This window comes from Streptomyces hyaluromycini (genome assembly GCF_002217755.1).
GTDB lineage: Bacteria > Actinomycetota > Actinomycetes > Streptomycetales > Streptomycetaceae > Streptomyces > Streptomyces hyaluromycini.
In genome coordinates this window covers 13,077-25,417 of the sequence record NZ_BCFL01000022.1, presented here as the reverse complement: position 1 = coordinate 25,417, position 12,341 = coordinate 13,077, and the positions used below count along the sequence as shown (strand labels likewise).

12 protein-coding genes are annotated in these 12,341 nt (G+C 72.8%); 6 read left to right on the top strand and 6 right to left on the bottom strand.

Features of this window, described 5'->3' with window-relative positions:
- Nucleotides 1–109: 109 nt before the first annotated feature.
- Both SSP29_RS26930 and SSP29_RS26925 read left to right on the top strand, forming a co-directional pair.
- Complete coding sequence (locus tag SSP29_RS26930; RefSeq protein WP_174856017.1) at nt 110–655, top strand: VanZ family protein; 546 nt, start codon at nt 110–112, stop codon at nt 653–655.
- 166 nt (nt 656–821) lie between these two features.
- Nucleotides 822–2,063, top strand: coding sequence for a glycoside hydrolase family 16 protein (locus tag SSP29_RS26925; protein ID WP_089103405.1), 1,242 nt, complete (start codon nt 822–824; stop codon nt 2,061–2,063).
- A gap of 19 nt (nt 2,064–2,082) precedes the next feature.
- Here SSP29_RS26925 and SSP29_RS26920 read toward each other — a convergent pair whose 3' ends face one another.
- A complete protein-coding gene (locus SSP29_RS26920; RefSeq protein WP_089103404.1) occupies nt 2,083–2,340 on the bottom strand; it encodes a hypothetical protein in 258 nt (85 codons plus the stop codon).
- A gap of 542 nt (nt 2,341–2,882) precedes the next feature.
- Between SSP29_RS26920 and SSP29_RS26915 the strand changes: the two genes are divergently transcribed.
- The gene (locus tag SSP29_RS26915; RefSeq protein ID WP_089103403.1) at nt 2,883–3,845 is read left to right on the top strand and encodes an SDR family NAD(P)-dependent oxidoreductase; all 963 of its coding nucleotides are present in this window, start codon (nt 2,883–2,885) and stop codon (nt 3,843–3,845) included.
- Nucleotides 3,846–3,914: 69 nt separating this feature from the next.
- Here the strand turns inward: SSP29_RS26915 and SSP29_RS26910 are convergent, their stop codons facing one another.
- The 3 genes from SSP29_RS26910 to SSP29_RS26900 form a co-directional block, all read right to left on the bottom strand.
- The gene (locus SSP29_RS26910) at nt 3,915–4,133 is read right to left on the bottom strand and encodes a hypothetical protein (RefSeq protein ID WP_089103402.1); all 219 of its coding nucleotides are present in this window, start codon (nt 4,131–4,133) and stop codon (nt 3,915–3,917) included.
- A 69-nt stretch (nt 4,134–4,202) separates the two neighbouring features.
- Entirely contained in the window at nt 4,203–5,492 is a 1,290-nt protein-coding gene (locus SSP29_RS26905; protein ID WP_089103401.1) for an ROK family transcriptional regulator, read from the bottom strand.
- A 244-nt stretch (nt 5,493–5,736) separates the two neighbouring features.
- A complete protein-coding gene (locus tag SSP29_RS26900; protein ID WP_089103400.1) occupies nt 5,737–7,563 on the bottom strand; it encodes a cytochrome P450 in 1,827 nt (608 codons plus the stop codon).
- A gap of 196 nt (nt 7,564–7,759) precedes the next feature.
- Here SSP29_RS26900 and SSP29_RS26895 point away from each other — a divergent pair, with 196 nt between their 5' ends.
- Nucleotides 7,760–8,389 (top strand): PAS domain-containing protein, encoded by a 630-nt coding sequence (locus SSP29_RS26895; RefSeq protein WP_089103399.1) that lies wholly within the window; start codon nt 7,760–7,762, stop codon nt 8,387–8,389.
- On the opposite strand, the gene SSP29_RS26890 is transcribed toward SSP29_RS26895, so the two are convergent.
- Both SSP29_RS26890 and SSP29_RS26885 read right to left on the bottom strand, forming a co-directional pair.
- Nucleotides 8,335–9,243, bottom strand: coding sequence for a DUF3626 domain-containing protein (locus tag SSP29_RS26890; protein ID WP_089103398.1), 909 nt, complete (start codon nt 9,241–9,243; stop codon nt 8,335–8,337). The genes SSP29_RS26895 and SSP29_RS26890 overlap by 55 nt on opposite strands.
- Nucleotides 9,244–9,341: 98 nt before the next feature.
- On the bottom strand, nt 9,342–9,740 hold the full coding sequence (locus SSP29_RS26885; RefSeq protein ID WP_167450013.1) for a DUF3592 domain-containing protein: 399 nt from the start codon (nt 9,738–9,740) through the stop codon (nt 9,342–9,344).
- Between the two features lie 213 nt (nt 9,741–9,953).
- On the opposite strand from SSP29_RS26885, the gene SSP29_RS26880 reads away from it, so the two are divergent.
- The gene (locus tag SSP29_RS26880; protein WP_150134978.1) at nt 9,954–11,234 is read left to right on the top strand and encodes an FUSC family protein; all 1,281 of its coding nucleotides are present in this window, start codon (nt 9,954–9,956) and stop codon (nt 11,232–11,234) included.
- Nucleotides 11,231–12,259: a hypothetical protein gene (locus tag SSP29_RS26875; RefSeq protein WP_089103396.1), complete on the top strand. Its 1,029-nt coding sequence runs from the start codon at nt 11,231–11,233 to the stop codon at nt 12,257–12,259. Before SSP29_RS26880 ends, SSP29_RS26875 begins: the two co-directional genes overlap by 4 nt.
- The last annotated feature ends 82 nt before the right edge of the window (nt 12,260–12,341 follow it).

Below are 12,341 nucleotides of genomic sequence, written 5' to 3'. Positions count from 1 at the left end.
ACCCGGGGCCACCGCGAAGAACGGCAGCGCCACGAAGCCCGCAGGTGCCACGAAGCCCGCGGGCACCGCCAAGCCCGCGGGCACCGCCAAGCCCGCGGGCACCGCCAAGATGAGCGCCGCCAAGAAGGGCACCACCGGCAAGGCCGCGACCAAAGCCTCCACCAAACCCTCCGCCAAGGCCGGCGGTGTCGAGCGCCGGCCGCTGCCCCTCCCCCTGCGGCTGCTGGCCATGATGTGCGCCTTCGCCGCGATGGTGGCGTTCGCCGTCGTACTGGCCGAGCTGACGCTCGATCCCTCCCCCGCGTCGGTGTCGATCGCCCACACCAATCTGCACCCCGGCGCGACGCTCAAGCTCTATCTGGACCAGCCCGCGTTCCGTGACGCCGTGAAGCAGATCGGCGGGAACGTTCTGCTCGGCGTCCCGTTCGGGATCCTCGTGCCGGTCCTCGCGCCCGGCGCCCGGGGCGTCCTGCGGGTGCTGCTGCTCACCGCGATCGTGATGCTGCTGGTGGAGATGGCGCAGGGCGCGCTGGTCACCGGCCGGGCGTTCGACGTGGACGACGTCATCCTCAACACCACGGGAGCGCTGGTCGGTTGGCTGCTGCTGGGCCGGCGGCTCGGCCGGGCGGTGCACGCCCGCAAGCGCAAGGCGTGACGGCCGGCCGGTCACTCGGAACCGGCCACCAGATCGTCCAGTACTGGTCCGTACCAAAGTATTGACGCGCCACTTATCTCACTTCTTAAATCAAGAGGCATCGCCCTTACCCCCCACCCCGGCCGGATGCCTCCCCGCGCCCGGCCGCCATACGGAAGGGAGCGCCATGGCCTCCCCACGACTGCTCCGCAGATGTCTCTTCGCCGCCCTGTCCGCCGCACTGGTCGGATCCGTCGCGGTCGGTCCCGCGCACCGTGCCGAGGCCGCCGACGCCGGAGCGGCCGCCGTGACCTTCTCCGACACCTTCGACGGGGCCGCCGGTTCGGCGGTCAACTCCTCGAAGTGGACGCTGGAGACCGGCGACAACGTCAACAACCACGAGCGGGAGTACTACACCTCCGGCACCAACAACGCGGCCCTCGACGGCCAGGGTCACCTGGTCATCACGGCCAAGAAGGAGAATCCCGCCAACTACCAGTGCTGGTACGGCACCTGCCAGTACACCTCGGCCCGGCTGAACACCTCCGGGAAGTTCAGCGCGCAGTACGGACACGTCGAGGCCCGGATGAAGATCCCGCGCGGGCAGGGCATGTGGCCGGCGTTCTGGATGCTCGGCACCGACATCGGGTCGGTCGGCTGGCCGAACTCCGGCGAGATCGACGTCATGGAGAACGTCGGCTACGAGCCCTCCACGATCCACGGCACCATCCACGGCCCCGGCTACTCCGGCTCCAACGGGATAGGCGCCGCCTACTCGCTGTCGAACGGGCAGGCCTTCGCGGACGCCTTCCACACGTTCGCCGTCGACTGGGCGCCCAACTCGATCAAGTGGTCGGTCGACGGCGTCGTCTACCAGACGCGCACCCCCGCCGACGTGGGCAGCAACACCTGGGCCTTCAACAAGCCGTTCTTCCTGATCCTGAACCTGGCCGTGGGCGGCTACTGGCCGGGCGACCCCGACAGCTCGACCGCCTTCCCGGCGCAGCTGGTCGTGGACTCGGTGTCGGTGACGACCAGCGACACTGCGACCGGGGTCGCGATCAAGGGCCTGGCCGGCAAGTGCGTGGACGTGGCCGGGGCGAACACCGCCAACGGCACGCCCGTCGACCTCTACGACTGCAACGGCACCGCCGCCCAGCAGTGGACCGTCGGCAGCGACGGCACCGTCCGCGCGCTGGGCAAGTGCCTGGACGTCACCAGCGGCGGCACGGCGGACGGCACGACGGTCCAGCTCTACGACTGCAACGGCACCGCCGCGCAGAAGTGGGCCGTCTCGTCGGCGAACGACATCGTGAACCCACAGGCGAACAAGTGCCTGGACGTCACCGGCAACAACTCGGCCAACGGCACCCGGCTGCAGATCTGGACCTGCAGCGGCGGCGCCAACCAGAAGTGGACGGTCGGCTGAGCGCGAGGCGTGCCGCCGGTTAGCGGCGCAGTGGGCGGGGCTTCCAGGTGAACTTGTCCCCGCCCACCCAGCAGACCACGTCCGGGTCGTCCAGGTCGTGGACCTTGATGCCGTAGGCCGCGGCGACCTCCAGCACATCCGTGACGGCGCGCGCCCGGCCGACCACCTCACCGTCGATCTCCACGATGCGGAAGGGCGGGGTGCCGGGCTTGCCGGGCATGACCCCGAGCACCAGGATCCGCGGCTGGGAGATGAACGGGCTCGCTATCTCGGTCATGCAATCGAGGGTAGATCTCCCGGGCCGAAGTGACCGATCCGAGTCACCCTGACGGCGGAGGCGGCCATGGACCCCGCCCAGGTACCGGGACTCAGCAGTCCCTGCGGGGCCCGGGCGCCAGGACGGCCCTGGCGCCCGGGAGCCGCCGGCCGGAGATTTGCCCGGACATTTGCACATGCTTGAGGAAGCGGCGGGCAAACCCGCGACCAGTCTTGGTCCCGGGCCGGCCTCCCGCCGTCCGCCGGGTGACGCGCATCACCCAGGGGGCCTGGAACACCCAGGGGTGGTTGTCCGTTGAACCAGCCGTGGGTGCGGATGGGACAGTGTCCCCGGGCCTCACCTTTTGCCCACAGGGACGATCGTTCGGCTGAAGCCCTGTGGAGCCTTTCGCCGAGAGGCGACCGCCATCCGTGCCCACCACCTGGCCGCCCCGGCTGCGAATCCCCCGTCGCGGCCGGGGCTTTCCGCTGTTCGGGGCCGTTCGGGGCGGTCGAGGACGTCCGCTTGACTTCGAGAGCACTCCAATTCGTAGCGTTCGAGTCATGAGCGCTACGACACCTCAGCACAAGATCGGTTCCGGTTTCGGCGCGGACAGCACGGCCGACGAGGTCCTGGCGGGCCTCGACCTCGGCGGCCGGCTCGCGATCGTCACCGGCGGCTACTCCGGACTGGGCCTGGAGACCACCAGGGCCCTCACCCGGGCGGGCGCCCGCGTCGTCGTCCCCGCACGGCGCGTCGAGGCCGCCCGCGAGGCACTGGCAGGCCTCGACGGGGTCGAGGTGGACGAGCTGGACCTCGGTGACCTGGAGAGCGTGCGCGGCTTCGCCGAGCGGTTCCTGGCCTCCGGCCGGACCGTCGACTTCATGATCGACAGCGCGGGGATCATGGCCTGCCCGGAGACCCGGGTCGGGCCCGGCTGGGAGGCCCAGTTCGCCACCAACCACCTCGGGCACTTCGCCCTGGTCAACCGGCTCTGGCCGGCCGTCGAGCCCGGCGGCGCCCGGGTCGTGTCGGTCTCCTCGCGCGCCCACCACTTCTCCGGGATGCGCTGGGACGACGTCCACTGGCGGCACGGCTACGACAAGTGGGAGGCGTACGGCCAGGCCAAGACGGCGAACGTGCTGTTCGCCGTGCACCTGGACCGGCTCGGCCGGGACTCCGGCGTACGGGCTTTCGCACTGCACCCCGGCGGCATCATGACCCCGCTCCAGCGGCACATCCCCCTTGAGGAGAAGATCGAGCGCGGCTGGACGGACGAGCAGGGGAACCTGCTGGAGGTCGCGGGCCTGAAGACGCCCGAGCAGGGTGCCGCCACCCAGACCTGGGCGGCCACGTCCCCGCAGCTGGACGGCATGGGCGGGGTGTACCTGGAGGACTGCGACATCGCCGAGCCCGCCGTGGCGGGCGAGCCGACCGGTGTGAAGTCCTGGGCGGTCGACCCGGAGCAGGCCGCAAGGCTGTGGGACCTCTCGGCGGAGCTGACGGGCGTCAACGCGTTCGCCTGAGCCGCCCGGTGTGCCGCGTGCCGGCCCCCGGGCATCCGGTCGGCAGCTGCCAGGGCCCGCCCTCCGCGCTCAGGCGGACGGCTCCTCGGGTACCGGATCCTCGGGGTGCACCGCCCCCGAGCGCGGTGCACCCCGCGGGCCCGTGCCAGCCTCGTCGGGGTCGGGAAGGTCGTCGTCGCGGTCCTGCGGCCGCCGGATCTCCGCCGCCTCCCACGGGTCCCGGCCGGACCCCGCCTGCTGGTCCGGCAGGTCCCGGGGGACCGGCTTGCCGCCCTGCTTCTCGCCCACGGCATACTCCCCTCGCGTCGTTCCGAGCGTCAGGCGAGTACCTCGGCCACGCGCGACGAAACGCGCGGGTCAGCGCGGGCTGCGCTCCTCCAGGGCCGTGCGCCACGCGGGGAGCCGGTCCTCGGTCGCCGGTTCCGCGCGGCGGCCGCCGCGGTTGAAGAAGTCGGCGAGGGGCAGGATCGCGGCGCCGACGGTGACCGCGTCCGGGCCCAGCCGGCCGAGGTCGATGGTGACCTGCTCGGCGGGGTGGCGCAGCGCGTAGGTGGTCGCGTACCGGCGTACGGCGGGCAGGAAGCGGGCGCCGAGCTGGAGCCCGGCCCAGCCGCCGATCAGGATCCGCTCGGGCTGGAAGAGATTGATCAGGTCGGAGAGGCCGGCGCCCAGGTACTCGGCGGTCTCCTCAAGAACGGCGAGCGCGACCGGGTCGGGCTCGGTGCCCTCCGGCGGGTAGGCGGCGGCGAGCATCGCGGTGAGCGCGCTCTCCTCGTCGAGGCCCTCGGCCGGACGGCCGCCCTCCTCGCGCCAGCGGGCGAGCAGCGACTCGGCACCGGCGTACGCCTCCAGGCAGCCGAGCGCGCCGCAGCGGCAGCGGCGGCCCCGCACCCGTACGGTCAGGTGGCCCCATTCGACGGCCCGGCCGTGCTCCACCTCGGCGGTGACCAGGCAGGCGCCGACGCCGGAGCCGAACAGCACCACGACCGCGTTGTCCGCGCCGCGCCCGGCGCCGAACCACATCTCGGCCTGGCCCAGGGTCTTGGCGCCGTTGTCGATGAAGTACCGCACGGAGTCCGGGAGCCGGCAGCCGGAGCGGAGCAGCTCCTCCAGCGGGACGGCGTCCCAGCCGATGGTCTGGCCGTGCACGACGGCGCCCCGGTCGTCGGTGTGCTCGACGATGCCGGGGACGCCGACGCCGACGCCGAGGAGCAGCTCGGGCGAGGCTCCCTCGGTGGCGAGGACCTCGTCGATACCGTCCCGGATGTGGCCGACGATCACCTCGACGTCGTAGCCCTGCTGCGCCAGCGGACGCTCGACGCGGGCCAGTTCGGTCAGGTTCAGGTCGAACAGCTCGACCCGGACCCGGGTCTCGCCGACGTCCACGCCGATCATGTGGCCGCTGTGCGGGGCGACGCGCAGCAGGGTGCGGGGGCGGCCGCCGTCGGAGTCGACGCTGCCGGCCTCCTCGACCAGGCCGTCGGCGACCAGGTCCGCGACCACGTTGCTCACCGAGCCGGAGCTCAGGCCCGTCGCCGGGCCCAGCTCGAAGCGGCTGAGGGGACCGTCGAAGTAGAGCCGCTGCAGCACGGCCGTGCGGTTGGCCCTTCTGAGGTCGCGTACCGTGCGCCCGTTCCGCCCCGCCATGTGGCTCCGCTCCCTTCACGAACCCTGCCCGACCTGCAACATACTCCTTCGGGGGGCCGGAAGCGATATTTTCCCAACCCTTAGTTCACGCTGTGAGCTAAGGAGGGGTTGATGCCGGGTCGCGCCGTGGCGGGGGGATCGTACGCGGACGGAGGCTCGTCGTGGTTGCTCGCGCCCACGCGGCGGAGCCGCATGTTAGTACAGCCCCGCGCCCCTGGCGGGGCGCTGCAGGCGGCGGCGTCGATCAGCTCGACGCGTATACATCCTCCACAAAACGACCTTCCGCCACCAGGGAGTTCAGCCATTCGTCGGGTTTTCCCTCGGGGACGCGGTCCCGGAACATCGTTCGGAACGCCTCCCGTACGCCCGGTGCCATACGGGCGCCGTCGCCGCACACGTACACCCGGGCGCCCGCCTCCAGCAGCGCCCACACCTCGTCGGCCTCGGCCGCGATGCGGTGCTGGACGAAGGTGCCCGCGGTGCTGAAGGCCGGGCGCAGGGAGACGGCGCTGGCGGTCTGCGCCGCGTGGAGCTCCTCGGCGTGCAGGTAGTCGGCGTCGGCGGCGTCGCAGCCGAAGTAGCAGAGGGCGGGCGGGAGTTCGGCGCCTGCCGCGAGGGCCGCGGTGCGGTCGGCGACGGCGCCCCGGAAGGGGGCCAGGCCGGTGCCCGCGGCGATCATGACGACCGGTGCGCCCGCGTCGATGCGGAAGGCCTCCCGGCAGGGCTGGACGCGGGCGTGGATCGTGTCACCGGGGCGCAGGGCGGTCAGGTGGCCGGAGCCGGTGCCCCGATAGGTGCCCTTGCCGGAGCGGGCGGGGGCCTCCAGCAGGGAGATCATCAGGTCGGCGTGGCGGGGGTCGGCGGCCGGGGACGAGGAGATCGAGTAGTGCCGGGGCTGCAGCGGGGTCAGCAGGTCCAGGAGGCGCGGCCAGTCGAGGGCGCCGCGCAGCGCGGGGTGGTCCTCGATGATCTCGACGAGGGTGCGCGGGTCGTCGCGCAGCGAGGCGAGGGCGGCCTTCTCCGGCGGGCAGGGGTTGGCGTCGGCGAGGAGGGAGAGCTGCTGGGTGCTCGGGCGCTCCTGCAACTCGACGTGACGGGTGAGGAGTTGGCGCGCCGTCAGCGGGCGGTCGACGGCGAGGCCGTCACGGCGCGGGCGGGTGGCGCGGATGTCGAGGACGGTGTCGGGGTCGATACCGAGGGCGGTGATCACGCGGGTGACGAGTGCGGGGTCGTTGGCGGGGAGCACGGCGAGGTGGTCGGCGGTGCGGTAGGTGACGCCGTCCGGCAGGGCCACGCGCAGGAAGCGCTTGGTGGTGCCGTCCTCCGGGTGCCGGGCGGAGAGCATCAGGCCGAGGAGGTCCTCGGCCGTGCTCTGGTCGGTGCCGGTGCGGGAGGCGATGACGTCGTCGACGACCCGGGCGAGGTGGTCGGCGTCGTCCCGGAAGGCCGCGTCGGCCGCCGAGTGGTCGGTGCCGGGCCGCCTGGCCAGCCGGGTCATGCTCCACTCCAGGCAGCGGACCATGGACTCGACGAAGGGGTGGGGTTCGGCGCGCTCGAAGGAGCCGAAGTCGTAGCCGAAGCCGGCGAGGCCGATGGTGTCGAGGGTCATGCGGGTCATGTCGTCCGGCACGTCGACCGGACGGCCGTCGCGGGCGGCCCGGTCCCAGGACTCGATGAGCCTGCGGGCGACCTTGACCATCACCGGGTGGTAGGTGCGCATCGAGCCGAGGGCGAAGGCGAGCATGAGGATGTCGTGCGCCTTGGCCCAGTTGGGCTCGTCGTTGTACGCGGTGAACAGTCCGTCGGCGGCGAAGGCTCGGACGTTCTCCAGGGCGGGTCCGACGTGCTTGGCGAACCGCTGCTCGTCGGCGAGGTCGGCGACCAGGTCGGCGTCGGCGACGAACAGGGTGTCCCGTCCGTGCAGCCGTCGTACGAGGACCGGCCCGTGCTCCCGCATCAGCTCCATGACCTGCTGGATCGGGGTGCGGCCGGGGCCGGTGGCGGTGATGTCGACGACGGGGACGCCGTGCAGGGCGGGTGCGGGGTCGGGGTGCAGCGCGGTGGGGGGCATGGCGCGACAACTGCCTTTCGCGGTACGGAAGTCCTGTGATCCAGCGTGGTCCTCGGGGGCTGCGGACCGGCGCCGCGGCACTACACGAACGTGCAGTGGAAAATTCCCGCCGGCTCTTGCGCAGTGCCGGTGAAGTTGCCTCTGACCTGGACGGTCGCCTTGGATGAAGGGGGAGAGACGAGGAGCGGTGGTGGGCATGGAGGCGGGCGGGCTCGACGGCGTGGTGTGGCGCAATCACGCCCTGACGCTGTTCGACCGGGTGGCGGTGCCGGTCGCGGTGTGCGACGTGTACGGGCTGGTGGTGCTGGCCAACCCGGCGATGGCCGCCGAGTGCGGTACGACGCCGGGCCGGCTGCGCGGCCGGGATGTGCTGGAGCTGTTCCGGCCGCAGGAGGAGGCCCAGGTGGAGCGGATCGCCGAGGCGCTGCGGCTGCGGCACCGCTCGCGTTACCAGGTGTCGGTACGGTGGCGGGCGCCCGACGGGGCCGAGCGGTACGGGGAGCTGACGGCGGACCCGGTGAGCGAGGCGGTGGGCGAGACCCCGTCGCTGCTGGTCATGTTGCGGGTGGAGGGCGAGCGCGAGGCACCGCGGCCGCGGCCCGCGCAGGTCACCCCGGTCGAGGGGCGGGTGCTGGCGCTGCTGGCCGGGGGCGCCACCACCGCGCGGGCCGCCCGTGACCTGGGCCTGACCCGGGACGGTGTCGCCTACCATCTGCGCCGTCTGTCGGCCCGCTGGGAAGCGGCCAACCGCACCGAACTGGTGGCCCGCGCCTACGCCTTGGGCGTGCTCAGGCCGGGCGTCTGGCCGCCCGCCCCGGCCGAGTAGGCCGTGCCCGCACCCTCCGGGGCGCCGAAGCGGGCCAGCGTGTGCCAGACCATCTTGAGGTCCTGGATCCCGTACCGGCCGGTGCGTGCGGCGGCGCCGATGATCCGGGGGTCGACGACGCCCTTCTCGGCGATCAGGGCGCCGAGTTCGGCGTACTGCGGGCCCCGGTAGTCGGCGTGCCGGCGCAGGTCGCGCACGGTGAGCCGGTAGCCGGGGTGCCATTCGACCGGGAAGGGCAGCCGGCGGGCGGCCACCGCCACGGGCGTACCCCGGTAGCAGGCGTCCAGCACCAGGGCCTCGACGTCCCGGTCGAGCCGTACCCCGCCGTGCACCTGGGTCTCGATGTAGTCGTCGAGGGCGTCCCGTTCGTCGGCCTCGGCCAGGGCGAGCAGGTGGGTGCCGGCGGCCACGCCGAAGTCCGTCGGCTCGGCCGCGCTGTCGGGGTAGCAGAAGGTGGCCCGGTGCAGGGCCGGTCCGGTCAGCCGTAGGTGCGAGGAACCGAACCGGGGGGCCGCGCCGACCACTTGGCGCCGGAAGTCCAGCGCGCCGTAGACCGGCCGCTCGGCCGGGTCGGCGTCGTCGTAGGTCCCGCCGAAGATCCGGCTCTCCCAGCGCCGGCGGTCGCCGCCGGGGTGCGCGGTGAGCCCGCCGTTGCTGGTCCCGGTGACGAACTGGGAGTGGTAGGCGCCGTCCCGGGCGAGCGCCTCCAGGACCGGCAGACCGGCGGAGATCCGGTCGGGGTGGAAGTTCAGGGTGATCCGCAGGCGGGGGTCGAGAGGCGGTCCCGAGGACAGCGCGGCCACATGGCGCAGCGCCGCCGCGCTCCGCGCCGTCCCGACGTCCGCGAGTTCCATCGGATCCCCCCCTGTGACCTGCCCGACGGTGGCCGGTCCGATGCCGGCCGACCCTAGCCGATCACGGTCGGCCCGGTCGCGGCGTTTTCGCCGCGGGGTCAGCTCGTCAGGGCGATGACGACCCCCATGCCCAGGAAGGCCACGCCGCCGAACACGAGGAACACCACCGGCCCCACCACGTGCCGCCACATGCGGACCCGGGCGACCCGGGGGCTCTGCGCCAGATAGACGATCTCCACCTGCCGTCCCGTCTCCAGCCCCAGGCCGGCCCCCTGCATGCGTGGCGAGAACTCCACCCGGTGGCCCGAGCGGTCCGTGAAGGCGATGACGGGGATCCACTTCGGTCCCTGGTTGTCGCGGGTGCGGACGTTGTCCACGACGACTCCCCAGGTCCGCACCCCGTGCTGCCGCAACCGCTGTACCACCGCGCCCTCGCGCACCGCGATCCCCAGCAGCACCAGGCCTGCCGCCGTGCACAGCACCGCACCGAAGTCCAACGCCCCAGCCCCTCCGTCCCACCCGACCGTCCAGTTGTCCCCGGTTGCAGGAGACGCACCGGCCAGGCGTCCGGTTTCCGGTGCCGTGCCGCGGTGCCCACGGCATTTCGGCAGACGCTCCGTGATCCCCTCTGGTCAACCAGCCACTAGCGCGCGCGAGTGATCTGTGGACAATACGTTCGACGTGACACACGAGTGGGAACAGGCCAAGGGATGCCAGACGTACGGAAGTGGGCCGAGGGGCTGTCGCGACTGCTGCGGCGGCATCGGGACCCGGTGGTCGTCCAGACGCTGCGGTCGGCCACCGCGGCCACGATCGCCTACGTCGTCGCGCTGCACCTGAGCCCGGAACCGGCTCCGCTGACCGCCCCGCTGACCGCGCTGCTGGTCGTCCAGGTCACCCTGTACGCCACCCTGACCAACGGTTTCCGCCGGGTCAACTCGGTGGTGGCCGGCGTGCTGGTCGCCATCGCCTTCAGCCAGCTGGTGGGGCTGACCTGGTGGAGCCTGGCCCTGCTGATCGTGGCCTCACTGGCGGTGGGGCATCTGGTGCGCGTCGACGAGTACATCCCCGAGGTGGCGATCAGCGCCATGCTGGTGCTCGGGGTCACCACCATCAGCAGCACCGCGTGGGCGCGGATCGTGGAGACGCTGATCGGCGCGGTCGTCGGCATGGGCTGCAACCTCCTGCTCCCGCCCCCGGTGTGGGTGGACGAGGCCGGCGAGTCGATCGAGGGACTCGCCCGCCGGCTGCGGCAGCTGATGCTGCGGATGGGCGAGGAGGCGGCGGAGATCATGCCCTGGCAGCAGGCGGCCGCGCGGCTGCACGAGGCCCGCCGCCTGGACCACGCCATCGTGGAGGTGGACGCGGCGCTGCGGCAGGCGGAGGACAGCCTGCGGCTCAATCCGCGGGTCAGGGAGGGCCTGCTGCACCGGGTGGTGCTGCGCACCGGCCTGGACACGCTGGAGATCTGCACGGTCGTGCTGCGGGTGCTGGCCCGGACCTTCACCGATCTGGCCAAGGCCCGTGAACCCGAACCGCTGTTCGCGCCGGACGCGGGCGCCGCCGTCGAGCAGCTGCTGTCCCAGATCGCCGACGCCGTGGTCAGCTTCGCGGTGCTGGTGACCACCAGCATCAGCGAGAACGCGGAGTCGGCCGAGGCCCGGCTCGCCGCCGAGCTGCACACCGCGACCGGCACCCGCGACAAACTCGCCGACCTGCTCCACCAGGAGATCCACCGCGACGACCAGAACTGGCAGCTGCTCGGCGCCGTCCTGACCGAGGTCAACCGGCTCCTCGACGAGCTGGACACCGAGCACCGCACCCGCCGTCTGCTGGAGGAGCTGGACCGGGTCTCCGGCGAGCAGCGCGCCAAGCGGCCGTGGCTGACCTGGCTGCGGGAGCGGGTGGGCGTGCCGGAGCGGCTGCGGCGGAACCGGGCCGGCGGTGCGGTGCGTTCTCCCTCCGGGACGGAGAAGGGGGCACGCCGATGACGGACACGGCGGTACGGATCGACGGGAACACACTGCGGCTGCCGGGTGGGGTGGCGGTGCGGTTCGTGCGCACGCTGCGGCTGCCGGAGACGGGCACGCATCCGCTGCCGCCGGGGCTCGGCGAGTTCCCGGTCCGGCGGGTGAGCGACCACCCGGACACGGTTCCGGCCGAGTGGCGGGCGCGGGGCGGGGTGATGCTGCCGGTGTACCTGCGCGAGGCGATGTGGCTGAGCTTCGCGGGCACGGCGCGGCCGGCGGCTCTCCAGGTCGGCGTGGGCAAGGTGTGCGCGGTGTCCGGCAAGCCGTGGAGCGACCGGCTCTCGCAGCAACCGCAGAACTATCTGGCGCTCCCCCGGCAGCCATGGCTGGACGGGATCAACTCCGGGAAGGGCACGGTGCGCCAGTTCGTGGCGGTGCCGCTCGGTCTGGGTGCGACGGTGGAGGGACAGGTCACCGGCGAGGAGGTGTGGGGCGGGGTGCAGCTCCAGTCCTTCCCGCTGTCCGAGGAGGCACTCGCCGAGTACCACCGTCAGGAGCGGCTGCGGCGGGAGCGGCTGGGCCGGGAGCGGATGCGCAGCCGTCGGTCGGCCGGCTCCTTCGGCGCGGCACTGCCCATGGCGGCAGCCGCGCCGGGAGCGGCCCCGGCGGCCATGGGGCTGGGTGTCGGCGGCTCGATGCGCCAGGAGGTGTACGAGGACGACCGGCCGCTGCGGGACTGGGCCGAGACCCCGGCCGGACGCGTCTTCGTGCACCTGGTCACGCCCCCGCAGTGGCACCGCATCACGGGCGAGGCACCCCCGCCGTCGCCGGTGGACCGGGCGGCCTACACCCGCGCGGGGCTGCCCTGGTACGACTACTACGACCAGGACGCCCGGGATCTCGCCCCCACGGACACCCTGGAGGCGGTCAAGCCGGTCGGCGACTGGCTCGGCGACGACCTGGAGCCCTGGCAGCAGCCGTCCCCGGGGCAGGTGGTCCCCCTGAAGGACGCGGCGGGCGAACCCGTGGAGGACGGCGACTGGTAGCAACCATTGCACCTGATGCAACAGGCGTTGCTTTTCTTGCGTCGGCCCCTCGGTTCACGTCAAGGTGTGTCAGGTCCGGGGT